Raw genomic sequence first — 23,174 nt, 5'->3', positions numbered from 1 at the left:
CCCTTGGAACCATTATCGGGTGCGCATGTTCGTTCCGGGCATCCTCGGGAACCAGAGACGCAAATTGCCGGTTCAGTGTTTGCACGTCCCTTCCACAAGGTGGCCCCCCGCAAAAGCCGTGGGACGGACCGTCGCGCTGATTGCCTGGGCCGCACTATCACCACCTGCGCAGGCGGCCCTCACAGCCTCGCAGCTCGAACAGGTCACCCTCGCTCCTCGTCCGAGCGCACAGCTGCCCCTGCAGATTCGAATGAGCGACCTGAAGGAGCGCAGCGCATCGCTGCAGACCTGGCTTGGCGGCGTCCCGACCGTGTGGATCCTGGCCGACTACACCTGCGAGACGCTGTGCGGGCCGGCGATCTCGATCGTGTCGAACGCGCTGGCCGATACGGGCCTCAGCGCCGGCAAGGATTTTCGGCTCATCGTTGTCAGCTTCGATCCCAGGGATACGGCGGCTCAGGCGCTGGCGATGATGAATGCGCAGCTCACTCCCAGCAACGGGCTCGCCGAGCACAGCGTGTTTCTCCGGGCGACTGCGCCTGATATCAGTACGTTGACCGGCGCGTTCGGTGTGCAGCCCGTTTACGATCGCGAGCATGACCAATTCGCCCATCCTGCTGCAGCCTTTGTGGTAACGCCGGGTGGTCGGATTTCGCGCGCGCTCTCAGCCTTGGCCGTCGATAACACCAATCTGCGTCTCGCTGTGGTGGAGGCCGGCCGAGGACACGTCGGCGGCTGGACCGACCAGGTCCATCTGCTCTGCTACGGCTTCGATCCCGCGAGCGGCACTTACACGCTCGCCGCGCGGCGGCTGCTGATCGCGACGTCCTCCATCGGGGCTATCGTCCTTGCCCTGCTGATCGGGCTTCTGCTCCGGCGCGAGCACGCCACCAGATAGCGCCCAACGGCTCTGGTTCCTCGGACCGCGTGAGAACGGCATCGAACGCCAGCCAGAAGATCGCGCCGAGGAAGAACCCGGCGGCAATCAACATGGCGCCGGTGACGATCGCGGACACGCCGTGAATGGCCGGCAGGATGAGGATCGCGGCTTCCAGCCACCGCATCGCCAGCGTCAACCCGCACAGCGCCAGCAGCCAGTGCGGGTCCGACCGCACCCGGCTGCTCAGCAGCGCACAGAACGGAAAGACGAATTGCCCGAATGAGAGCGCGGCGAGCACGAGCTGCCAGCCGTTCTCCGATCGCACCAGATACCAGGTGACCTCCTTAGGGATGTCGCCCGACCAAATCACGATGTACTGCATGGCGTGAAGGTAGCACCACAGCAGCAGGACCGAGAGCAGCAGGCCGCTATAGCCGCGGCTCGGACCAATTTGCCGCGACGACAACAGGCCGGCCGCGATGACGAACGCGGTTCCGTTCACCAGCAGGAAGCTGAGAAAGATGAGTCCGTAGATCGAGGAGTGAAATTCCGGCTCGAGCGATTCCAGCCAGTCGATCCCGGCAAACGACACAGTCAGCGTCCACACGATCGATCCCACCGAGGCCGAGCGCACCATGGCGTCGTCATTGCACCAGGCGCGCCGGAGCCGTTGGGCGAGTGCGACCCAGATCAGGAAATAGAGCACCGTCCGCAGCACAAAGAACCACGGCACAAACCAGTGCGCCCTGAACGGCGGCAATGAGGATCCATCCGCGATGGCCGGATAGATCTCCCTCATGAAGAGCAGGACGGGGATAAACGTCAGTGCGGCGACGGGCAGAATGCCAGATGTCGCAACGAAGATCGGATGCAGCGTCTCAGTCCAGCGCCGCCGCACCAGATAGCTGGTCATGAAGACGATCAATGCGCCGATCGGAATAGCAGCCAAAGCGCTCCAGGCGACGAGGTAGGCCGATGTCGTCGATCTGGCGTCGATGATAAAGCCGGCGATCAACGCCAGGCCCGACACCACCGCCACCACGCTCCTTGCGCTGCCGGGATCTCTCATGGCTGGCTCTCCAGCCTGGCGCGCTGGTCAGCCGGCACATCGTCGAGCGAGGCGCGGCGGCTGAGCTGGAGCGCACGGATATAGGCGACGATCGCCCAGCGATCCCCAGGCGGGACGCGGGCGGCATAGGAATACATCGCGTCGTGACCGTTGGTGATCACGTCGAAGAAATACTGATCGTCGGCGGTGCGCAGCCGGTCGTCGTGATAGCTCGTCGGGCCCGGCATGCCGCGCTGGACGACGATGCCGGTCCCGTCGCCGGCGCCGCCGTGGCAAGGTGAGCAGAATATGCGGAAGCGCTCCCGCCCGCGCGCCAGCAATTGGGCTGACAGCACAGGCTTGGTTTTGGCCGCCTGCTCCCGATCCAGATCGTCCCGGGCGACCGTGTTCGCCGGCGGCGGTCGCAGCACGCTGCCGCGAAACAGCGCCGCGCGCGAATATTCGCTGTAACGCGGCTGCTCGTCCATGTTCTGGTCACAGGCGCCGAGCAGACCGGCAAGCGTAACGATGGCCAGCCACCTGTTCATTCCGGCACCAGCTCCACCGACAACGCTCCGGTGCTGCTGAGGAAGGCCAGTGTCTCACCCGCATCGAACCTCGCATCTTCTGCACCGACGCAGAGGAAGAACCGGTCCTTGCTGGCGCGGTGAAACCGCTCGCCGTTGAACACGGGATAGCTGAGCCGCGGCAGCCCGTTCTGCCACAGCATTCCGAACAGCATGGCAAGCGCGGAGAACAGGATGGTGAGCTCGAAGGTCACGACCGCAAAGGCCGAGATCGGATAGATCGGCCGTCCCCCGACATTGAGCGGGTAGTCGTAGTTGGCGAAGAACTGCATGGCGAGTGCAGTGCTTGCGCCGACGATCGCTCCACCGAGGCCGACGAAGGAGATGGTAGCCCGCGGAAACCGCAGGATGCGATCCAGGCCCTCGACCGGGAACGGCGTGAAAGCATCGAGGCTGCGATAGCCGGCCTCCCGCGCCTTGCGTGCCGCCGCCAGCAGATCTTCCGGGGACTTGAATTCAGCCAGCGCGCCGTAGAGCTGTTCAGCCATGTTGCTGCTCCTCCTTTTCCTCGTGGAGGAGCTCCTTGCTCTCGAAGATCGAGATCATGGGAACGAGCCTGATGGCGATGAGGAACGGCACCAGGAACAGTCCGATCGTGCCGAAATAAGTCGACCAGTCCCAGAAGCTCGGCGTGAAGTGGCTCCACGACGACACCAGGAAGTCGCGATAAAGGCTGGTGACCAGGATCATGTAGCGCTCAAGCCACATGCCGACCACGACGGACGCGGAGATCAGCAGGAGCATCCAGCCGCTGCGCCGCACCTCTCGCCACCACAGCGCCTGCAGCGGAATGAAGTTGAAGATGACCGCGCCCCAATAAGTCCAGGAATAAGGGCCGGTGAAACGGTCGGCCAGCGTTTGGATCTCGTGCGCCTCGCCGGAATAGACCGCATCGAACACCTCGAAGACGTAGCCATAGCCGGTCATCAGGCCAGTCGCGAGCAAGACCTTGCCGAGCAGGTCGAGATGATCGTCAGTCACGAGGTCTTTCAGCCCGAACCAGGAGCGCAGAGAAACTGTGATGATGGAGACGACGGCGAAACCGGAGAAGGCCGCCCCCAGCACGAAGTAAGGTGGAAAGATCGTCGAGTGCCAGCCCGGGATCTGCCCGGCGGCGAACAGCAACGACACCTCGCTGTGGACGGAGACAACCAGCGGCACAGCAAGCCCCGCGGTCAGCCGGTAGGCCTGCTGCCAGCGCTGCCAATGCCTGGCCGATCCGCGCCATCCGAGCGCGGTGATGCCAAAGAAAATTTGCCAGCCCCGCCGCGTCGCGCGATCGCGTGCGGCAGCGAGATCAGGGATCAGGCCCGTGTACCAGAACGCAAGCGAGCCCGTCAGATAGGTCAGCACCGCCCAGATGTCCCATTCCAGCGGACTGCGGAATTGCGGCCACACGCCCATGGTCGCCGGATAGGGAAACATCCAATAGACGTACCAGGGCCGGCCGAGATGCAGGATCGGATAGATGCCGGCGCAGACCACGGCGAACAGCGTCATGGTCTCGGCGAAACGATTGAGCGAGTTGCGCCACTCGCTGCCGGTGAGCAGTAGCAGCGCCGAGATCAGCGTGCCGGCATGGCCGATGCCGAGCCACCAGACGTAATTGTGGATCGCGAACGCCCAGTTGACGGGGATGTTGATGCCCCAGATGCCGACGCCGCGCGTAAACAGCGCGACCACCGAGGCCATCAGCAACAGCAGCAGCGCGCTTGCGACCGTCATGGCGATCACCCAGCGGCGGTCCGCCGGGAAATGCAGGGGAATGCCGGTGAGCTGGTCGGTAATACCGCCCATGCTCTGGCGCGTCGGCAAGATGTCGGATCGCTCGCTCATCCCTGTCTCGATTCCGGATCATCCTCGCGCCAGCGCGCCAGATAGGTCGTGCGCGGCCGTGTCCCCTGCTCCTCCAGCAGAACATAGTGCCGGCCGTCGCGCTTCAGGCGCGACACCTCCGAGTTCGGATCGTTGATGTCGCCGAACACGATCGCCTTGGTGGGGCAGGCCTGCTGACAGGCTGTGACGATCTCGCCATCACGGATGGAGCGGTTCTCCTTGTCCGCGGCCACGTGGGCCGCCTCGATGCGCTGGGTGCAATAGGTGCACTTCTCCATGACGCCGCGCGAGCGGACGGTGACGTCCGGGTTATGGACGGCATGCTCAGGTGAATCCGCGGACGACCGATAGTCGTAAAAATTGAAGCGTCGCACCTTGTAGGGACAGTAGCTGGAACAGGTGCGCGTGCCGATACAGCGGTTATAGACCATCTGGTTGATGCCCTCGGCGTTATGGGTAGTGGCGTGGACCGGGCAACCCATTTCGCACGGCGCATCCTCACAATGCATGCACGGCACCGGTTCGAAGAAACTGCGTGGCTCCGTGACGTCGCCGGTGTAGTAGCGCGCGATCCGCAGCCAATGCATCTCACGGCCGGCCCGCACCTGATCCGCGCCGACCACGGGCACGTTGTTCTCTGCCGTGCAGGCGGTCACGCAGGCATTGCAGCCGATGCAACTATCGAGGTCGATCACCATGCCCCAGGCGTTCTTGGCCGACGGCCAGGGGGCATAAAGACTGGCTTCCTCGGACTTTACCTTCTCGACCTGTCCGGGGCTGATCTCACGGGCGAGATCGAACCCATCGAGGCGATGATGCAGTTGCGTCACCGCGAGATCTTCGCGGCTATCAAGCTTGCGCAGGCTCCCCTGCGTCAGCCATGGCTCTGCCGCAGGCCGTACCTGATAGGCATTGTAGCCAAGATTGTCGCCCACCCGTCCCGCGCGGCTTCGGCCATAGCCGAGATAGAGCGCGACGGTGTTCTCGGCTTGGCCCGGCATGATCCACAGCGGCCCCTTGATGCGACGTTCGCCAACCGTCACTTCGACATGATCACCGTTCGTGCTGCCGAAACGGTTCGCCAGCGCCGGGCCTACTGCGATCACGTTGCTCCAGGTCACGGTCGTCAGCGTCTTCGGAAGCTCCTGAAGCCAACCGATATTGGCAAACTGCCCGTCCCAGATCGTCGGGTCCGGCAGAAACACGATGTCGAGATCACCGGCCTTGTTCGGGGACGTAATCGGATTGCTTGCAGGCGATGCGGTGACGAACGGTGCCGCCCCCGCAATGAAGCCGTCATGCAGCGCCTGCTTCCACCGCGCTTCGAATGCGTCACCAAAGCTCGCCTGCCAGGTCTCGCGGATTGCGGCATCCGGCGCCGGATCAACCTCGCCAAGCAGCTTCGCAAACACATAATGCACCGATCTGACGTCGTAGAACGGCGAGATCACTGGCTGAAGGATGCTTGCCGTGCCATCGACGGCGCGCGCGTCGCTCCAGCTTTCCAGCGCATGCGCCAGCGGAAGCTGCCATTGGCAGAGCGCGCCGGTCTCGTCGCGGTGCAGACCGATATGAAGCGAGGAGCGAACGCGCTTGATGGCATCGCCGACGTTGAGCTCACCTGAGGCGTTGTAGGCGGGATTGCAGTCGATCACGAGCAGCGAGGTGACGCGCTCCGCGTTGATATCGGAGACCAATTCGGGCAACGTTCCCGTATCAACCGGGCCCGTGATCGGCGCTGTCAGCTTTAAGGTTTGACCGGCATTGCCGAGCTGTTGGTTGATCCTGGCAATCCAGAGCGCTGCAGCTGCACCGCCGCTCGGGCCCGACACGAACAACGAACGCCCTACCCGGTCCTTGCAGGCCGCGACCACGCGCGCGATCCAGCCGGCCTCGGCATCCGTCACGTCTGGCTTCGATGCACCGGCCACATCAAGCGCGTTCGCCAGCGCCTCCGCGAGCACGGGCATTCGCCTCGCGTCAGCAATGAGCCGGTGCGCCGCCAGGGCGCCCGTTGCGGTCGGCACGCTCTCCGCCATGAACAGCCGATTGCCCGGCCGGTCACTGGACCGTCGGCGCGCTTGCGACCAGCCCAGCGCGTTCCGCACCTGATCAGGACCGGGGCCCAGAAAATCATCGTCGAGTCCGACAACGACATCGCAGTCCCCAAGGCCATAATGGAGATCGACGGCCTGCCCATAGACTGCGGCTGTGATCTGTCGCCGCCTCGCCTCATGTCCCGCAGCCGCGTGGACGTGAACGCGTGCCTTGGGAAACTGCTTCCGAAAGGCATCGATCTGCCGCAGCAATGTCGGCGAGGTCGTCGGGCCGAGCAGCAGCCGCGCGCCCAAGCCCTGGTCGGCGCGCCAGTTCTCGCGCATCGTACCGATCGCCGATTCCACATCGGCCCAGCTCACGGCCTCACCATGACGGCTTGGCGCAGCCGCGCGATCGGGATCGTAGAGCTGCAACACGGCGCTCTGCATGAAGATGTCGCTGCGGCCTTGTGTTGCGGGGTGACCGGGATTGCCATCGAGTTTGGTCGGTCGACCCGCATGCGCCGTGGCGATCACCGGCTGGGCGTAGCCGTCGAGCAGCACGGCTGTCGCATAATAGCGCGGCAGGCCGATGGTCTCGCTCGGCGGTTGGTAGACATAGGGCAACGCCGTGATGAACGAGCTCTTCTCGCAGCCGCTCAGTCCCGCCAGCGCGAAGGACGCGCCCATCAGCTTCAGGAAGTCGCGGCGCGCGGTCTTGGAGAATTCGTGGACAACAGGATATTCCGCCTCGATGAAGGCCTGGAACTGCGGATCATCCGACAGCTCCTCGATGCCTGCCCACAGGCGCGGCCCGTCCGCCGGTTGATGGTCGTTGCGGCGCTTCATCGGTGACACACGTAGCAATGCGTGAGTTCACCGAAGCGAATGCCCTCATGGGCGGCCATGGCCTCGCCCTCCTTGCGTGCGTTCGCGGGCGGCGTCCACGCCATGTCGGTGATGTGATCCTTGGGGCGCAGATGCGGCGCAGGATCACGGTGGCAATCGACACAAAACTGCATCGTGAACGCTTTGGCACGATAAGTCAGCGCCATCTGGTCGATGCGGCCGTGGCAGCTTTCGCAGCCAACGCCCTTGGCGATATGGATGTCGTGGCGGAAGAACACGTAATCAGGCAGCTTCGTAACGCGCGTCCATGGGATCGGCGTGTTGTCGGCGAGGCTCTTCCGCACCGGTTCCAGCATCGAGGCGTTGGTCCAGATCTGGGAATGACATGTCATGCAGGTCTCGGTCGGTGGGAGGCCCGCCTGCGGCCCGGCCTCGACGTTGCTGTGGCAATAGCGGCAGTCGATGCCAAGTTCCCCCGCGTGATGGCGATGACTGAACGGCACCGGTTGATGCGGACGAATATCGGTCTCGGTCATGTACGCTGAATGCGCGAAGCCGACAGCGGCCACGATGCTGCCGCCGGCGAGCGACAGGCCGCCAATCAGAAACAGGCGAATCCAGGTGTCCGCCACAGGTGAGAATATTTGCACCATTCTCGCCGTGACCTGAGAGCGAGCTGTCCGATCGACAATCTGGTCCCCGCGCGTTGGTTCCTAACGTAGGAACACAATCCCCGAGCGTGCATTGTCCCGCCGCGATCGAGGACAGCAGCATGGCGGACACCAACCACGTCGACTACGAGCGGTCGGACGTCGGACTCCGCCTTGTCAGCTGGCTCGCGGCAGGCCTTGCAACTTTCATTGTAGTCACCCCGCTCGTCCTGCCCCTCTTGTTTCCGCTGTCCACCAAACACGTCACGCCTGCGAGCCGCCCGGCCATGAGCTCCAATGCGCCTCCGCTCGAGGTCAGCCCACAAGCCACACTACAGGCAACACGACAGGGGGAAACGCAGATCGAGGGCGGTTACGGCTGGGCCGATCGCAGCCGAGGGGAGGTCCGCATTCCCATCGATCGCGCGGTCGAGATTCTTCTGCGCAAGGGCCTGCCTGGATGGCCGTCTCCATGAGCGCGCTCCGATCGGGGTTGGCCTAGATGTGGCGCCAGTGGATCCCGTTCTGGCATCCCGGCCTGTCGCCGCATAGCGGTGACGTCGATCTGTTGTTCGCAGGTCTTCTCCTCGCAAGTGCGCTAGCGCTCGCACTGCTGTTCTTTCTGCTCGCGCTGTTTTGCGCCCGCTATCGCGCGGGCAACCAGACCGATCGCGACCACCGCGTCAAGAAAAGCTGGCATTGGGAGGTGAGCTGGACTGCCGCTTCGTTCGTCTGCTTTCTCGGTCTCTTCGTCTGGGGCACAAGCGTGTATCTCCAGATCTATCGCATACCGACCGACGAACATGACGTGTTCGTCGTGGCTAAGCAGTGGATGTGGAAGACGCAGCATCTCGGCGGTCAGTCGGAGATCGACGCGCTGCACATCCCGGTCAAGCGCCCTATCCGCCTGGTGATGGCCTCGCAAGACGTCATCCACAGCTTCTTTATCCCGGCGCTTCGGCTCAAGCATGACGTGGTTCCGGGCCGCTACCAGGACCTCGAGATCGAGGTCGACAAGCCCGGCCATTATCATCTGTTCTGCGCCGAATATTGCGGCACCGACCATTCCGGCATGATCGGTGAGATCGTGGCAATGGATCCGGCCGACTTCTCCAACTGGCTGACGCAGCAGGCGCCATCCAGCCCGCTCGCGAGCGAAGGCGGCCAGCTCTTCCGCGAGCTCGGCTGCAGCGGCTGCCATGGTGGCGGTGGGACCGTTCGTGCGCCGCCGCTCGAAGGTGTCTACGGCAAGCCCGTGCCGCTCTCCGACGGCACCACCGTGATCGCGGATGACAAGTACATTCGGGATTCCATCCTGCTGCCGCGCAGCCAGGTGGTTGCAAGCTATCAGCCGGTGATGCCTTCGTTCGAGGGCAAGGTCAGCGAGGACCAGCTGCTGCGGCTCGTCATCTACATCAAGTCGCTCGCAGGACATCAATCATGAGCGAGAAGAACTATCTCACCACCGATTTCACGCTGCGATCGTGGTTCCTGACGACGGACCACAAGCGCATCGCGATCCTGTATTTCGCGAGCCTGATCTTCTTTTTCTTCATCGGCGGCGCGGCCGCCACCGCAATCCGGATCGAGCTGGCGACGCCGCAGGCCGACCTCGTCAGCTCCGACGTCTACAACCGCCTGTTCACCATGCATGGCATCATCATGGTGTGGTTCTTCCTGATCCCGTCGATTCCCAACACGCTCGGCAATTTTATTGTCCCGCTGATGATCGGCGCGCGCGATCTCGCCTTTCCCCGGCTCAATTTGATAAGCTGGTACATCTTCATGCTCGGCGGCTGCATCACGCTGTTTGCGATCCTCGCCGGCGGCGTTGACACCGGCTGGACCTTCTACACGCCGTTCTCGACGCTCTATTCGAACAGCTATGTGATCGTCGCCGCCGCCGGCGTCTTCATTGCCGGCTTCTCGTCGATCCTGACCGGCCTCAATTTCATCGTCACCATCCATCGCCTGCGCGCGCCGGGACTGACCTGGTACAGGCTGCCGCTGTTCCTGTGGTCGCTCTATGCGACGTCAGTCATCCTGGTGCTGGCAACGCCCGTGCTTGCGATCACCCTGCTGCTCATGGCGACGGAACGGTTCTTCGGCGTCGGCATCTTCGATCCCCGGATCGGCGGCGATCCGCTGCTGTTCCAGCACCTGTTCTGGTTCTACTCGCATCCCGCCGTGTACATCATGATCCTGCCGGGCATGGGGGTGATCAACGAACTGGTCTCCTGCTTCTCGCGCAAGGAGGTGTTCGGCTACAAGTTCGTGGCGTGGTGCAGCCTCGCCATCGCCGCCGTCGGCTTCCTGGTCTGGGGCCACCATATGTTCGTTAGCGGGCAGTCCCTTGTGGCAAGCCTCGTCTTCTCCTTCATGAGCTTCATCGTGGCGGTACCGTCTGCGATCAAGGTCTTCAACTGGACCGCGACCCTGCACAAGGGCTCGATCCATTTTGATGCACCCATGCTCTATGCGCTAGCCTTCATCGGCCTGTTCACGATCGGGGGCCTCACCGGGCTGTTCCTGGCCTGCCTCGCCTTCGATGTGCACGCGACCGACACTTACTTTGTGGTCGCCCATTTCCATTACATTATGGTCGGCGGCATGGTGACGGCCTATTTCGGCGGGCTGCATTACTGGTGGCCGAAAATCACCGGGCGGCTCTACTCGGAATATTGGGCGCGCACGGCCGCGATGTTGATCTTCTTCGGCTTCAACCTCACATTCTTCCCGCAATTCATCCTGGGCGCCGAGGGCATGCCGCGGCGCTATCACGTCTATCCCCCGGAGTTTCAGCTCTGGAACGTGCTGTCCTCAGGAGGCGCCGCGATCCTCGCCGTCGCCTATCTGATGCCGCTGTTTTATCTCGGCTACTCCGCCTTCTTTGGCAAACGCGCGCCGCCAAACCCGTGGAACGCGCCTGGCCTCGAATGGCAGACGTCCTCGCCGCCGCCGGAGTTCAACTTTGAGACCCAGCCGGTGGTGACGCGCGAGCCATATCAATACAACGAGCGTTTCGAGGCGGAGCCGCAAAATGCCTGAGAGCTCCGCCGTCTCACCGCAATATGCATCGATTCCTCACCGCGACCACACCGCCGAACTCGGCATGTGGGTGTTCATCGCGACAGAGGTGCTGCTGTTCGGCGGCCTGATCCTCGCCTATCTGGTCTATCGGCACGTCTTCCCGCAAGGCTTCGCTGCGGGCAGCCGGCACACCGAAATCGTGATCGGCACCGCCAACACAGCCCTGCTGCTGACGTCGAGCTTTCTGGTGGCGTGGGCGGTCGAGGTTTTCTCGCCCGCCACCACCGGGATCGTCACATGGCTGCTCGTAGGTGCTGCCTGTCTCGGCCTTGTCTTCATCGCGCTCAAGGGCATCGAGTACAGCAAGGAATACGACGAGCATCTCGTCCCCGGCATCGACTTCCAGTTCGCCGGACCAAAGGCCAGCGGCGTTCAGCTATTCTTCGTCTTCTACTTCATCGCCACCGCGATCCATGCGCTGCACATGCTGATCGGGATCTGCCTGCTGGTCACGCTTGCGATCATCTGTCGAAGGGCGCCGACGACGCGGCATCGCACGGCCCTGCACAGCGCGGCGCTGTACTGGCATTTCGTCGACGTTGTCTGGATCTTCCTATTCGCGCTGATCTACCTGCCCGGGAGGTCGATATCATGACGGACTGGCGGCCGCCGACTGCTCTCGTCGCAGCCTGGCTCGGCCTGCTGGCCTTGCTGGCGCTGACTGTGGTTATGGCCTATGTCCCACTCGGCGCCGGCAATGGCGTCGTGGCCCTGACTATCGGCACGATCAAGGCGGGGCTTGTCGCCGCCATTTTCATGGAGCTGCGTCATCGAGGCGGCCTCACGCTGGTCTTCGCGGGCGCGGGGCTGTTCTGGCTCGGCATCCTGCTATGGCTGGGGTCAATGGACTTTTTGACCCGGACGTAAGGTTCAGTTTGTTCTCGCATCCAGCGCCGTGCGCTCTTTCCTGGCCTCGTCCTCGCTGACCGGCGGCGCCTTGCCCCAATGGATTCGGACATAGGTCGCAACCGCCGCGACCTGTGCGTCGCCGCGTGATCGTCCCATCGATTGACGCTGGTTCTTTGTGATGCAGGCTCCGTGCTGATGGACGCGGACAATGGAGGTGTCGATCATCTGGACAGCGGCATCATGGGCGCCTGCCAGTGCGTTCAGAATCTTGGACCAAACACCGACTTGTCGCCAACGAACAAAGCGATTGTGGCAGGTCGTGTACGGACCGTAGGTGTCTGGCAGGTCGCGCCATGGCGCTCCGGATCGCAAGACCCAGAAGATGCCATTAAGGACGCGACCGACGAGGATAAGCCAGCCGATCCCGATACCGGAGAGAGCACCGTAGAAGAGAAGACGCTCGGCCTTTTACCCAATCCACTGCAGAAGTACGGCGTAAAGTTTGCGGCGACCTATATCGGCGAGGTGCTCGGCAATGCTTCGGGAGGACTGAAGCAAGGGGCGATCTACGAAGGCCGCCTGAACCTCGCCGTCGACGTCGATCTGCAGAAGCTTGTCGGCATAGATAAGCTCACCTTTCACGCCAACATGTTTCAGATCCATGGCGACGGGCTGTCGCGCAGCAAACTGCAGAACTTCTTCGTCGTCAGCGGCATCGAGGCGCTGCCGTCGACTCGGCTGTACGAAGCCTATTTCGAGAAGCAGTGGGGCGCGAAGAAGGTCTCGTTGAAGTTCGGGCTGCTCGCCGCCGATAGCGAGTTCTTCAACACTAAATACACAGATGTCTTGACCAATGCTTCGATGGGCTGGCCGGCAATCACGTCGATCGACCTCCCCAGCGGCGGACCTTCACCGCCTTTGGCTGCTATGGGAGCCCGGCTTCTAGTCAACGTAACGGAGCAGCTTTCCGTGCTGGGCGGAATCTTCGATGGTAACCAGGCCGGGCCAGGACCGGGCGATCCCCAGGAGCGCAACCGCTACGGCGTGAATTTCCGCGTCAACGATCCTCCCCTCCTTCTCGGCCAGATCCAGTACGCCTGGAATAACAAGAAGGGGGATCCTAACCCCGCCGGCCAGATCAAGTTCGGAGGCTGGAGGCACTTCGGCTCTTTCGCGGACCAACGGCTGGCGTCGAACGGCGTCTCGCTCGCCGCTCCCGACAGCAGCAGCGAGCCGCTGCTATTGTCAGGGGATACCGGCGGTTGGGCGGTCTTCGAGCAAAAGCTCTATCGCGTGCCGACGAGCGACGATCGCGGCATCGGCATTTTCGCGCGTGTTTCCGGGGCGGCCGCCGATCGCAACCTGATCGACCTCTACGCGGATGCGGGCCTCGAGTTCATCGGTCTGCGCGACGACCGTCCGGACGACAAATTCGGGATCGCTGCGGGTTATGCTCACGTTTCGAAACGCGCGCAGGCGCTCGACGCTGATTTTCGGAGCCTCACGAATCCGACTTGGCCCGTGCGCAGCTTCGAGGGATTGCTCACGGCGGCCTATCAATATCAGATCAAGGACGGCTGGACGGTGCAACCAAACTTTCAATACATCGTCCATCCGGGCGGCGGTGCCACATCGCCGACAGGGCCGCTCGCTGGACGGGGCCTCAAGACCGCGTCGGTGTTCGGCCTCAGAACCACTTTGAAATTCTAGGCTGACAACTCCCATGCTAGAGCGCCGGCTTTTGAACGGGGCGCGTTCGGTCAAGCCGGAGGGCGGCCAACTCTGCCACCGCGCGGTCAATGATGGCTCGGGCCTGTTCGTCACTAGTCGCTTCTGCCTCTGAGGACGCAGCTTCAAGGTGATGGTCGATCCAGCGCTGGGCGACTGATTTGGACATACCCACAAAACTCGCATGTAAGCCCCGGCTTCACATTGATTTATGTGATCTTTCGCCGATTAATTTGGGAATATCTCCTTGTCCGCGGCCGCTCGCGCACAACGTCGGTCGCCCTCTTGTCGATACGGAGGCCGAGATAGACCGGCTGGCGGAGTTCGCCTTTGCTCGTCCACTCGGCGAACTTGACTTCGGCGACCAACGACGGCCGGACCCAGGTCGTGACCGCCTGATCTTTGACATTGCTGGGGAAAGGCGAGGCCGCGGCCTTCAGCTTCATCAGCTTGCCGTGAAGCTCCTCGAGGGTCTGGTGGCTGAAACCGGTACCGACATGCCCGATGTACCTCCACGCACCGTCCTCCCGCGTCGCCAGAACAAGCGAACCGAAGAACGGCCGCGTGCGGCGAGGCGCGGTGAAGCCTGCGATCACGACCTCCTGCCGCTGCGCAGTCTTCACCTTCAGCCAGTCGGCGGTCCGTCCGCCCGATGCGTACGGGCTGTCTGCGCGCTTGGCCATGATACCTTCGAGGCGCTTGCGTTCGGCCTCGGCGAAGAACTGCCGCCCACTGCCTTTGCGATGTTTGCTGAGTGCGATCAGCTTGTGGCCCGGCAGGATGGCCTTGAGCCGTTCCTTGCGTTCGACCAACGGCAGCTTCCGCAGATCCTCGCCGTCCGCGAACATTAGGTCGAAGACGCAGTAAAGCAGCTTGGCTTCGTGACGCAGTGCGTTCTGCAGTAATTGAAAACGCGAGACGCCGTCCTTTCCGATGGCAACAAGCTCGCCGTCGATGACCGCGTCGCCCCTCACGCCCTCTAGAGCCTTCGCGACTTCGGCGTATGAGCGGCTGATGATCTTGCCGTTGCGGCTGTAGAGGGCGACCTTGCCCTGGCGAATCTCCGAGACCATCCGAAAGCCGTCGTACTTGTCTTCGAATACCCACTCCGGGTCGTCGAATGGCGCGTCCGTGAGCGTGGCCAGCATAGGTTAAAGGCGTCTCGGCAGCGTCGACTTGCCGCTCATCTCTGGAAGAACCGCCGCTCTGTGGCCGAATTGGTGCGCTCGCGTAAGGGCGCGGCACCGGAAGATTTCCGATCGGGAGGAAAGCCGAACCAGCGCCTAAGACACGCCCACGCGGCGGTCCGGGTGAATACAAATCCTGCCCAGAGACGTGCGAACCAGCGAATTGTCAGCAGCTTCGGCTTCACGATGACGAACAGCCGCTCGACGATCAGGAGACTAAATGCGTAGCAGGCCGCAATCATCGCGGTGCCGGTGACCCAATGACCCTCGCCTGCCAACGCCACAGCGACAAGCTTCAGCGGTTCGACCGCCGCAGTCGGAAGCACCAGCAGGAACAGCGAAGTATAGGGTCCGAGACCTTCGATCAATTGTCTCAAGCTCATGCGGGACTGCCTCCTCGCCGAATTAACCGCAGCGACGATCGGATGTTCCGGACGAAGGAACATGGGACCCTTCTGACGATTTACGCTTGGGCAATGTGATGGGACAGATGCGGGGAAACACCCGGCGGTGCGGACGTCCGGCCCCCGACTTTCGATCGGGCGACGCGCAGCTTTCAATCGTCGGCTACCAAAACGACAGGTGGGACGGCCCCGGCCCGGTGGGGGCTTTGGGGTGTAAGGCCGGGGCCGCTGGAGGTGCTTGGTGCCAATTGCACCAAGCAAAGCTAGGCTACTCACAGACCGAAGCGCTGCTCTGTTCGCTTTCGCACTGTTCCAGTTACATATTTTTCCCGAGCAAATTCACATAGATCAATGCAGCTGAGGAATGGGCGCGCCCTACTCGTCAGATTGTCAAAGAGACACTGAGAGGCCGTGGTGAGTGAAATTGGGCGACCAGCGAACAGATTTCTCATTCGAATGGGATGCATTGGTTGGATGGTTTATGATAGAGAGCGCCGAGGCCCGGCGTTACTTGGTACGGACATCGCAGCCAATTTGACCAAGGAGCAGGCGGAGCGAGCTTACGCAATCCTTGCAGGCTCGGCACACGAACCTAGGCTGGATCACTGAAGGGGCCGGTCGGGGTGAACTCGGGCGTCTGCGCAGCGATGCTGGGTCATCGCGCGTCGTCTGGAGGTTTCAAGTGGCGCAAGTAGAAGAGCAAAAGATACGCGAACGTGCTCACCAGCTATGGGAGCAAGCAGGACGACCAGAGAGCAAAGAAAATCAGTTCTGGCTTGAGGCCGAACGACAGCTCAAAGAAGAACAGATCAGGCGTGAACTAAAGACGCCCGACAACCTCTGAGGTTTGGACGGGCTTGTAGAGTACAGCACTACTACGCTGCACCTAGAAACACGGCGACGAGCCGATCACTGTCCTAAAGCTCAACGTCGTGCTCGCTGTACATTTGTTCAGCTCGTCGTCTCGCCGCCTGCTCGTCGATGAAGTCGAGCTTTGCGGCGCAAATCGCTTGACCGTTGCTGTCCACCACGAACACTTTATACCGCGTGAAGGAAGTCCGATCCTCTGGCGGTACCGCCATGGCTTCGTTTAAGGCTGGGCCAAAGTAAGCGCTGACGCGAGGAACGTTTGTACGTGTGGCAATTCGGCTATAGGCGCCTGGAACCCTTCGATCCCGACGGGCGCATGCGATAATCCCCGCCCGGTGCAGTGCGCCTCAGAAGTGTAATCTGACCGCGTGCCGAAGCGAGCGGCTCGAGCTCAAGAGAGAGAGCGTTCCCAGCATCACCAGGAATAAGCCTAGCCAAGTTGCCGTCCGGCTCGGCGCGTTGTTTCGGGCCTCTTCGGTAAGCATAAGCACGTCGATCGGCATAGTTGGAGGTTCGGTCGAAGTCAGCGTTTCGTTGGCCGGCGCGGCCGCGAGAAGTTGCTCAACATCGACTTGATCGTGGCTCGACACCGAGAGCGTGGGCCGGGGGCTTTGCTCGGCGATGATGGTCACCGACATCAGAGCGGTGGTCGCACCGGGATCGGGTGCAGCATCAGCTAGCGTGACTTCCGGACGGCGCGGCTGAGACCGCTCGGGTGGTGCCGAACGTAGCCACTTCGCCCGCACGTCAACGACCGCGCTTTGTCTGGACGACGCGGTCCGGTTCTCATCCAAACCGGCGATGGCGTTTTTGACTACGCGACGAGGAGAGGTCGTCTTCACCTTCGCTATACCCTCGGTCAGGAACCAGCATTTGCGATGCCCGTCCATTCGATAGACCCAATGCTGGCCGACGGGGGGCGAGTTGCCGGGTCGCCTCACGCACTCCGCTTGTGGTGGAGAGGTTGCCGCAGGTTGGGACGCTGCAGAATTGAAGATGTCGGCGAGAGGATTGGAGGATGCGGGCGCCGCCGAAAGGATTTCAACAAGTGCCAAACTAGCAAAGCACAATCGCAAACTACCGGACATCGAAAACTCCCGGCGTGACGCTCCCGCCAGGAGTGACCCTTCGCGCCGACATGGGCCGCCATGCGGCCCAAATCTGGCGATGCAGTGGATTCATTGTGCTCGTAAGACGAAATCCGGGTCGAATGCAGCGCCGTCCCAGCTGCTCAAGGTTGCAAATTCAGCCTCACGGTCATAGGGACGAGCCCCCTGCCGGCCGCTAGAGATCTCGCTTTGGACCCTTGCGCGACCTATCGCCGACTTATTCGTGCTGAGGGGCGTCGGCTGTTAAGAGTTGGTTTAGTTCCCGGCATGATCATTGGGAACCACAAGGGACCCAAGCATGCAGCTGGACCATGCCAATAGCTTGGTAAGGATCAAAGCAGCCGCGGACCACGACGGTTGTCAGGTTGCGACGCCCGTCAATCTCGATCGATGGAATTTCTCGACGTCCGATCGAGATGAGGTCCTGGCGCTGCTTCGCCAAAGCGATCGCTCAAAACCTATTTTTCGGCTCGTTTTAATCGCCTTGGCTAGCGGCTTCGGGTTGGGGTGGGCTGGGGCTTGGTACGGTCCTGCAACCATCTCGGCTTTCAACTCGATTCCGGAGGTAGAAACGGCTTCGCGCCGCATGCCGGACGCAAAGCGCGGTGCTAAGGTCGAAAGCGCCCGAAAGATAGCATCAGCATCAGGTTGGCGGACGCCACCTGCTTTAGGGCAGCCTTCGACGGTCAGCGCGAGTCTTGCTCCGAAGACTCTGGCCAAAGCGTCGGGTGCGGCGCAATCGGCGGAAGCTTCGAACGCCTCTTCGGTTATTGACGCGGACATGTCTGTGACGGGATCGCTTGCGTCTGCGGGACCGCTCCTGCCAGTCCCCGACACAAGGCCGGCGACTATCGAGGGCTGGGCTGTGCTTGACGTTCGCGGCGGAACGGCGGTGCTCGAAGGGCCAGCTGGAGTTCGAATGGCAGCACGGGGAGACGTGGTCGCCGGCATCGGGCGGATCGACTCTATCGTGCGTTGGGGCAACCGCTGGATAGTTGCAACAGCGCGCGGATTGATCTCGACGCCCTGAGCGTGAACCCTTGCGATGCCCGGGCGCATCGACGAAGCCGTGCCGTTCACAACTGCCGCGAATTCTGCTCGATGGTCGAGGCAGTTCAGCGCCGCGGTGTGCGAACCAACGAGCTCCGCCGCCAAGCCGACGTCTTCACCGACCTCGACGAATCTCAAAGCTAACATCGCTGGCATGGACGAGCACCACGCCTCTCGAGAGGGCGGCGCGGTAACGTCCAAGCAGGTGCGGGCACGGTAGGTGTTCGAGGAGCGCTGAGAGCCATTTTCCCAGTTCACCAGGAGCCGATGTACCGATCTTAATCTGTATAAGCGCCTCGTCGCTCCGTTTCCGCAGTCTCGTTTGAGGCCAAGCAACGTCGTGCTCGTTCGATCTGAGCGTCGGTAGCGCCGTTATTACGTGCGTACATCTCAGCCACTGACGCCGAATATTTCGCGACGTAGTATCTGACCTCGCTGCAAGAGATGCGCCACGTGGGTCTGTGGTGTCGCGAAGCGAAGGCTTCGGACCCTAAGGGAATCAGCAACAACGCAACAGTGACCCCCGCCCGTATGATCATCCTCGCCTTCCCCTATATTCTGTTTGGCTTGCAGAGAGAGCAGGCCTGAATCGTGCAGACGATGCAAATTAACAATCGTGCGCTGGTGCAAAGTGCTGTGAGACTGTTGCTCCAATGCCGCGGTGCTGGACATGAAGCGATCGGATGCGAGCTTCTAACAATGTCGAAGGAGCAGATTCGATCGTCGCCATCGTCGCGGGCACGGTCAGTGAAAGTGCCTTTGCGGCCTTCAGATTGATATACAATTCAAATTTCGTGGGCTGATAAACGGGATATCGCCGGGCTTGGTGCCGTTTAGAATGGCATGGATATCGCTCGCAATGTGTTGGCCTTCTTCGAATTGGTGCGTTCTAAGTAGAAGGGCTTCTCGTTCGATGCTTGAAGGAGCTTTCTTGGCCTTTGCGCGCAGGCGGTAAGCCGCCATAGCAAGGCGTGCTTCTAGCGATTTGGTTTGTTTGAAACGACGCCGATGCCTGGTCATGGCGCCAGTTGGGCGGGAGCGCTCCGCTCTCATCACCGATAAGTGCCACGGGCCGTGTGGTGATGCCTGCACACTGCCGCAGGCAACGGGCCAATACGACAACTTAGGTTAACGCCGGGAACTATATTGTCGCGCGCGGCGCAACTTGGCCTTGAGGCTTTAGTCGGGCGGCTGTAGCCCGGGCGTTCTCAGCCACTCGCTCATGTGCGAGCCGTGAGGCTCGTTGATCGATGTCACAGCAGAAGATCGGGCCGCAGCTATTCAACATTAGGTCCGGGCGCTCGAACACATTGCAAAATTGGGAAATGAGAAGGCTGCTGATCATGCTCGCCTTGCCTTGAAGGCGCTCGATCAATTGCAAAAATGAAAGGTCGAAAAGACGGCCAGGTAGAACAGCAATGCAAGTCCGCTTTGGGGTCATGATCAGACATCCCCGACCTTGCCCAGCTTGTCCTCTAATCCCAAACAGCGGACATTCGGAGTCCTTCGAGACCGCGCGAGCAACTCGGAAGAACCAGCATTCCCGCAAACATCAGTGCCGACAGGAAGGAAGCGCGGATAGCTTGTAGTCGCACCAGTTCATTAGGGGCGAAGTGAGCGAGCGCAATGGGCAGCGACGATCGAACTGCCGGAGAAAACGACGATCCTGGACATCGATGTGCCACTTTTGGGATCCGTGGTTGCAGTTTCCCGACTCGAAGGGCCTCTGGAGAACGGCCCTTCGAGTCTTGTCGCCTCTCGCTGGACGGGACATAGACCGCGAGAGGAACGCGGAGCGGATCAGCCGATGGGCACGGCGACGAACCGCATCGCCTGAGCGGATTTTACTCTCATCAGCACGTCACGTTTGCCCTCGGCTTTGGCTTCCGAGAGCGCCTTGCGCACGTCACCCGAGCTGCTGACTGCGTTGCCGGCCACATCGAGGATGACGTCGCCGGTCTGGAGGCCGTGCTCTGCCGCGGCTCCCCCGGGATCGATCGCTGTTACGACGACCCCTTTGTCTCCAGAGCCGGCCACTTCATCCGCCGGTGCGACCGCAAGACCGAGATGCGGCACAGCCCGAGCCTGCTTACGCTGCGGCTCCGCAGCGTTCGCCTGCTGTGTATTGGGCGCGGTGCCGAGCGCGACCGTGAGAGTTTTGCTCTCGCCCTTGCGCATCAGATCGAGCTTGACCGAGCTGCCCGGGGCGAGTCCTGCGATACCGCGGGCCAATTCGCGCGAGTCCTTGATGGGTTGCCCGTTCACGGCCGTGATTACGTCGCCCGATTGGACGCCGGCTTTTGCCGCCGGGCTATCGGCCTGGGCCTCGTCGACCAGAGCTCCATGGTTGTTCTTGAGACCAAGGCTATCGGCGATACCTGACGTCACTGGCTGGATCTGCACGCCAAGCCAGCCACGCGTGACCTTGCCGTTGTCCTTGAGCTGGGCGATCACGGACTTAGCAGTCTGGGCGGGGATATCGAAGCCGATGCCTACGGAGCCCCCTGACGGGGAGTAGATAGCCGTGTTGATGCCGATCACGTTGCCCTTCATGTCGAAGGTCGGACCGCCCGAGTTGCCCTTGTTGATGGGCGCATCGATCTGCAGGTAGTCGTAGGCGCCGGAGCCGATGTCGCGTCCGTTTGCCGAGATGATACCGGCGGTCACCGTGCCGCCGAGCCCGTAAGGATTACCGACGGCGACCACCCAATCGCCGACCCGCGGCGCGCCGTTCTCGAAATTGACATAGGCGAAATCTGACTTGCCCTGGACTTTGATCAGCGCGAGGTCCGTTTTGGGATCGGTGCCGATCACCTTCGCCGTGTATTTGCTGCCGTCCTCGGTCGTCACCTGAACCGTCTTGGCGTGGTCGACCACGTGGTTGTTGGTCACGGCGTAGCCGTCCGGCGAGATGAAGAAGCCGGAGCCGAGGCCCGTGATCATCTGGTGCTGCTGGACCCCTGGCGGCAGTCCGCCGAACTGACGGAAGAACTGCTCGAAGGGCGTGCCCTGAAATTGAGGTGGAATGGTCGTTTGATCTTGTGTGGTGTCTGCGGCATCCGCGCTTTCATCGATCGTGACTCGAACAGCAATGACGGCGGGCTTCACCTTGGCTACCAAGTCAGCGAAGCTTGGGGGTCCTTGGAAGCCTGCGAGTCCTTGGTTGACTTCGGCGGCGTGGGCCGGGGACGACCACAGGCTGCCGGGATTGCCATATTCCAGCGGATAAGCGAGCCACATGGCGCCGCCGATGATGGCGACCGACCCAAGGAGCGCCAGACTCCGTGTCGCCAATAGCTTCCGTTTGCGGGGCTGCCCCGCGTTGCCAAGTTCGTTCATTGAAATCCTCCAGTGGCTAACCTGCCCTTTGTCTGGAGTTAAAACGAACGGCGCTGCGCGAAAGTGTCGTACCGACGGGATTAAATGTTCGACATGTGCAAGAACGTTGGAAAGCGACTGCTTGGCGCGGTCGGATGGATTGCAACTCAGCGGGGCTGACGCTGATCTTGATGCCGCGAGCAGAGTTAGACTTTCGACGGAACCCCCACCACTAGCTCGAACGCGCGGCAAGCCTGCTCGGCGAACGCGGGCTTTCGGTCAACGGAGCGGCTCGCTCCGGCTCCTTCCGATCGCCGCCGATCGTATGAGCTCCGTGCGAGCGAACGTAAGAGATCAGATCGAGCTCGAACACGATCCAGTCGCCTCGCGGACGACTATGCGCCAGCTGCCTCAGAAACGACAGCGAATGCTCAATGCTGCGTATCTGATGGGGCGCCTCTTTGCCACGCTGCGCGACGTCGTCGCGGATGAGCCGACCGTCTCGATCGGTCGCGTCAAAGAAGTTAGAGCCTCATGGCGCGCCTCCAATGAAGACGGTCAGGAGCCGTAAGAGCTGCCCGTTACGCTGCGCAGACCGCTCGAGCCCGGCTGCCGCCGGTACCGCCACTCGACCTGAACGCCGTCGGCGGTGCGTATCCGCGCCGGCGAACGTCGGCAACCTGCCGCAGCAGCTTGCGCGCGAGATCGCGTTCAAATGTTTCAGAGAAGTCTTGCACTTTCGTCGGCATGTGCGCCCCCTACGCCGCAGCACGGCGTTCGACCGACCGCAGGCGCATAGGCTTCCCGCCCGGCGGATTCCGGGGTCCCTCGTCCAATGAGCAAAGTGCCTCCAGTATCTCGTCGATGGTCACCGGCGCTTTCAGCCCTTCGGGCGCCCGCAGCGACGGGCACGATGCGATCGCAGAAGCGTCCGAGGCCCATGAGGCCAGAATGGCGCGCTTCTCGGAGAGGCTCAGGTGGGGGTCGGACACCACCTCCCGCGGATGCCCGAAGACCGTGCCGGGATGAAGGATTGCGTTGAGATCGATTACGTTGCCGTTGATTGCGGTCGTCGGCCGCATGGCTCTCTCCATTTCTTGGACGAATGAGCAGGTGCCGCGCGGGACGTTCCGCGCGGCTTGTGAATCAAGCTACCGCCCGCTCGGATTAGGCGGCCTTGGATTCGATTTGGGTCGCCTTGCCGGGCGTGGCATCGTTGATGGCGATGCGGCGCGGCTTCATCGCTTCGGGGATTTCTCGCTGCAGGTCGATGAGTAGCAGGCCGTTCTCGAAGCGGGCGCCCCTGACCTCGACGTAGTCGGCCAGCGTGAACTGGCGCTTGAAGTTGCGGGTCGAGATGCCTCGGTGCAGGAAGATCTTGCCTTCCTTGTCGTTCTTGCGGCCCTCGAGCGTCAGAACGTTCTGCTCGCTCGTCAGCGAGACTTCCTCCGGCGTGAAGCCGGCGAGCGCCACCGTGATCTGGAAGCGGTTCTCATCGAGACGTTCGATGTTGTAGGGGGGATAGGTCTCTTCGGCGGTCCGCTGCACTTCGTCGAGAGCGTCGAAAAGGCGGTCGAATCCGATGGTCGACCTCCAGAGGGGAGTCCAATCATACCTCATATCCAAGTCCTCCTAAGAGCAAGATGGGTACGAGCAGGCTCCGGACACCGTCCGGGCGCCCGT

At 61.9% G+C, this 23,174-nt stretch carries 22 protein-coding genes and 2 pseudogenes; 10 read left to right on the top strand and 14 right to left on the bottom strand.

Annotation, left to right across the window (positions count from 1 at the left end; genetic code table 11):
• The first annotated feature begins 250 nt into the window (after nt 1-250).
• Entirely contained in the window at nt 251-898 is a 648-nt protein-coding gene (locus tag XH89_RS14350; protein ID WP_194467667.1) for an SCO family protein, read from the top strand.
• Here XH89_RS14350 and XH89_RS14345 read toward each other — a convergent pair.
• Genes XH89_RS14345 through XH89_RS14320 form a run of 6 tightly spaced genes read right to left on the bottom strand, consistent with a single transcriptional unit; the run spans nt 840 to nt 7,889 of the window.
• Nucleotides 840-1,949 carry a hypothetical protein gene (locus tag XH89_RS14345; protein ID WP_194467666.1) on the bottom strand — a complete coding sequence of 370 codons (1,110 nt, stop codon included), beginning with the start codon at nt 1,947-1,949 and terminating at the stop codon, nt 840-842. The two genes, XH89_RS14350 and XH89_RS14345, sit on opposite strands and share 59 nt — an antisense overlap.
• Complete coding sequence (locus tag XH89_RS14340) at nt 1,946-2,476, bottom strand: cytochrome c (protein ID WP_194467665.1); 531 nt, start codon at nt 2,474-2,476, stop codon at nt 1,946-1,948. The genes XH89_RS14345 and XH89_RS14340 overlap by 4 nt, the downstream gene beginning before the upstream one ends.
• Entirely contained in the window at nt 2,473-3,003 is a 531-nt protein-coding gene (locus tag XH89_RS14335; RefSeq protein ID WP_194467664.1) for a DUF3341 domain-containing protein, read from the bottom strand. The genes XH89_RS14340 and XH89_RS14335 overlap by 4 nt, the downstream gene beginning before the upstream one ends.
• A complete protein-coding gene (gene nrfD / locus XH89_RS14330; RefSeq protein ID WP_194467663.1) occupies nt 2,996-4,351 on the bottom strand; it encodes an NrfD/PsrC family molybdoenzyme membrane anchor subunit in 1,356 nt (451 codons plus the stop codon). Before nrfD ends, XH89_RS14335 begins: the two co-directional genes overlap by 8 nt.
• Nucleotides 4,348-7,236 carry a TAT-variant-translocated molybdopterin oxidoreductase gene (locus XH89_RS14325; RefSeq protein WP_194467662.1) on the bottom strand — a complete coding sequence of 963 codons (2,889 nt, stop codon included), beginning with the start codon at nt 7,234-7,236 and terminating at the stop codon, nt 4,348-4,350. Before XH89_RS14325 ends, nrfD begins: the two co-directional genes overlap by 4 nt.
• A complete protein-coding gene (locus XH89_RS14320; protein WP_194467661.1) occupies nt 7,233-7,889 on the bottom strand; it encodes a cytochrome c3 family protein in 657 nt (218 codons plus the stop codon). The genes XH89_RS14325 and XH89_RS14320 overlap by 4 nt, the downstream gene beginning before the upstream one ends.
• A gap of 119 nt (nt 7,890-8,008) precedes the next feature.
• Here XH89_RS14320 and XH89_RS14315 point away from each other — a divergent pair, with 119 nt between their 5' ends.
• The 5 genes from XH89_RS14315 to XH89_RS14295 are packed head-to-tail and all read left to right on the top strand — an operon-like array spanning nt 8,009 to nt 11,843.
• On the top strand, nt 8,009-8,362 hold the full coding sequence (locus XH89_RS14315; protein ID WP_194467660.1) for a hypothetical protein: 354 nt from the start codon (nt 8,009-8,011) through the stop codon (nt 8,360-8,362).
• Nucleotides 8,363-8,388: 26 nt separating this feature from the next.
• A complete protein-coding gene (locus tag XH89_RS14310) occupies nt 8,389-9,330 on the top strand; it encodes a cytochrome c oxidase subunit II (RefSeq protein WP_194467659.1) in 942 nt (313 codons plus the stop codon).
• A complete protein-coding gene (gene ctaD, locus XH89_RS14305) occupies nt 9,327-10,934 on the top strand; it encodes a cytochrome c oxidase subunit I (protein ID WP_194467658.1) in 1,608 nt (535 codons plus the stop codon). The genes XH89_RS14310 and ctaD overlap by 4 nt, the downstream gene beginning before the upstream one ends.
• Nucleotides 10,927-11,571, top strand: coding sequence for a cytochrome c oxidase subunit 3 (locus XH89_RS14300; RefSeq protein WP_194467657.1), 645 nt, complete (start codon nt 10,927-10,929; stop codon nt 11,569-11,571). The genes ctaD and XH89_RS14300 overlap by 8 nt, the downstream gene beginning before the upstream one ends.
• Nucleotides 11,568-11,843: a cytochrome C oxidase subunit IV family protein gene (locus tag XH89_RS14295; RefSeq protein WP_194467656.1), complete on the top strand. Its 276-nt coding sequence runs from the start codon at nt 11,568-11,570 to the stop codon at nt 11,841-11,843. The genes XH89_RS14300 and XH89_RS14295 overlap by 4 nt, the downstream gene beginning before the upstream one ends.
• A gap of 3 nt (nt 11,844-11,846) precedes the next feature.
• Here XH89_RS14295 and XH89_RS41825 read toward each other — a convergent pair whose 3' ends face one another.
• Nucleotides 11,847-11,981 (bottom strand): hypothetical protein, encoded by a 135-nt coding sequence (locus XH89_RS41825; protein WP_256440141.1) that lies wholly within the window; start codon nt 11,979-11,981, stop codon nt 11,847-11,849.
• Nucleotides 11,964-12,224, bottom strand: a pseudogene (locus tag XH89_RS14290) (transposase); the annotation flags it as partial. The pseudogene XH89_RS14290 and the gene XH89_RS41825, both read right to left, overlap by 18 nt.
• On the opposite strand from XH89_RS14290, the gene XH89_RS14285 reads away from it, so the two are divergent.
• Complete coding sequence (locus XH89_RS14285) at nt 12,135-13,535, top strand: carbohydrate porin (protein WP_194468479.1); 1,401 nt, start codon at nt 12,135-12,137, stop codon at nt 13,533-13,535. The pseudogene XH89_RS14290 and the gene XH89_RS14285 overlap by 90 nt on opposite strands.
• Before the next feature lie 227 nt (nt 13,536-13,762).
• Here the strand turns inward: XH89_RS14285 and ligD are convergent, their stop codons facing one another.
• Nucleotides 13,763-14,701 carry a non-homologous end-joining DNA ligase gene (gene ligD, locus XH89_RS14280; RefSeq protein WP_246767837.1) on the bottom strand — a complete coding sequence of 313 codons (939 nt, stop codon included), beginning with the start codon at nt 14,699-14,701 and terminating at the stop codon, nt 13,763-13,765.
• Nucleotides 14,702-14,736: 35 nt separating this feature from the next.
• Nucleotides 14,737-15,123 (bottom strand): hypothetical protein, encoded by a 387-nt coding sequence (locus tag XH89_RS41270; RefSeq protein WP_246767836.1) that lies wholly within the window; start codon nt 15,121-15,123, stop codon nt 14,737-14,739.
• 703 nt (nt 15,124-15,826) lie between these two features.
• Here XH89_RS41270 and XH89_RS14270 point away from each other — a divergent pair.
• Complete coding sequence (locus XH89_RS14270; protein WP_194467655.1) at nt 15,827-15,988, top strand: DUF2934 domain-containing protein; 162 nt, start codon at nt 15,827-15,829, stop codon at nt 15,986-15,988.
• Between the two features lie 373 nt (nt 15,989-16,361).
• On the opposite strand, the gene XH89_RS14265 is transcribed toward XH89_RS14270, so the two are convergent.
• Nucleotides 16,362-17,102 (bottom strand): hypothetical protein, encoded by a 741-nt coding sequence (locus XH89_RS14265; protein ID WP_194467654.1) that lies wholly within the window; start codon nt 17,100-17,102, stop codon nt 16,362-16,364.
• Nucleotides 17,103-18,212: 1,110 nt separating this feature from the next.
• Between XH89_RS14265 and XH89_RS41265 the strand changes: the two are divergent.
• A pseudogene (locus tag XH89_RS41265) lies at nt 18,213-18,314 on the top strand (NYN domain-containing protein); the annotation flags it as partial.
• 1,659 nt (nt 18,315-19,973) lie between these two features.
• On the opposite strand, the gene XH89_RS14260 reads toward XH89_RS41265, so the two are convergent.
• Entirely contained in the window at nt 19,974-21,512 is a 1,539-nt protein-coding gene (locus XH89_RS14260) for a Do family serine endopeptidase (protein WP_194468478.1), read from the bottom strand.
• Between the two features lie 406 nt (nt 21,513-21,918).
• Between XH89_RS14260 and XH89_RS14255 the strand changes: the two genes are divergently transcribed.
• Complete coding sequence (locus XH89_RS14255; RefSeq protein WP_194467653.1) at nt 21,919-22,062, top strand: hypothetical protein; 144 nt, start codon at nt 21,919-21,921, stop codon at nt 22,060-22,062.
• A 187-nt stretch (nt 22,063-22,249) separates the two neighbouring features.
• Here XH89_RS14255 and XH89_RS14250 read toward each other — a convergent pair whose 3' ends face one another.
• Both XH89_RS14250 and XH89_RS14245 read right to left on the bottom strand, forming a co-directional pair.
• Nucleotides 22,250-22,573 (bottom strand): hypothetical protein, encoded by a 324-nt coding sequence (locus XH89_RS14250; protein WP_194467652.1) that lies wholly within the window; start codon nt 22,571-22,573, stop codon nt 22,250-22,252.
• An 85-nt stretch (nt 22,574-22,658) separates the two neighbouring features.
• The gene (locus XH89_RS14245; RefSeq protein ID WP_194467651.1) at nt 22,659-23,111 is read right to left on the bottom strand and encodes an Hsp20 family protein; all 453 of its coding nucleotides are present in this window, start codon (nt 23,109-23,111) and stop codon (nt 22,659-22,661) included.
• Between the last annotated feature and the right edge of the window lie 63 nt (nt 23,112-23,174).

The organism is Bradyrhizobium sp. CCBAU 53340 (assembly GCF_015291645.1).
Taxonomy (GTDB): domain Bacteria; phylum Pseudomonadota; class Alphaproteobacteria; order Rhizobiales; family Xanthobacteraceae; genus Bradyrhizobium.
This window is presented reverse-complemented; position numbering and strand designations above follow the sequence as displayed.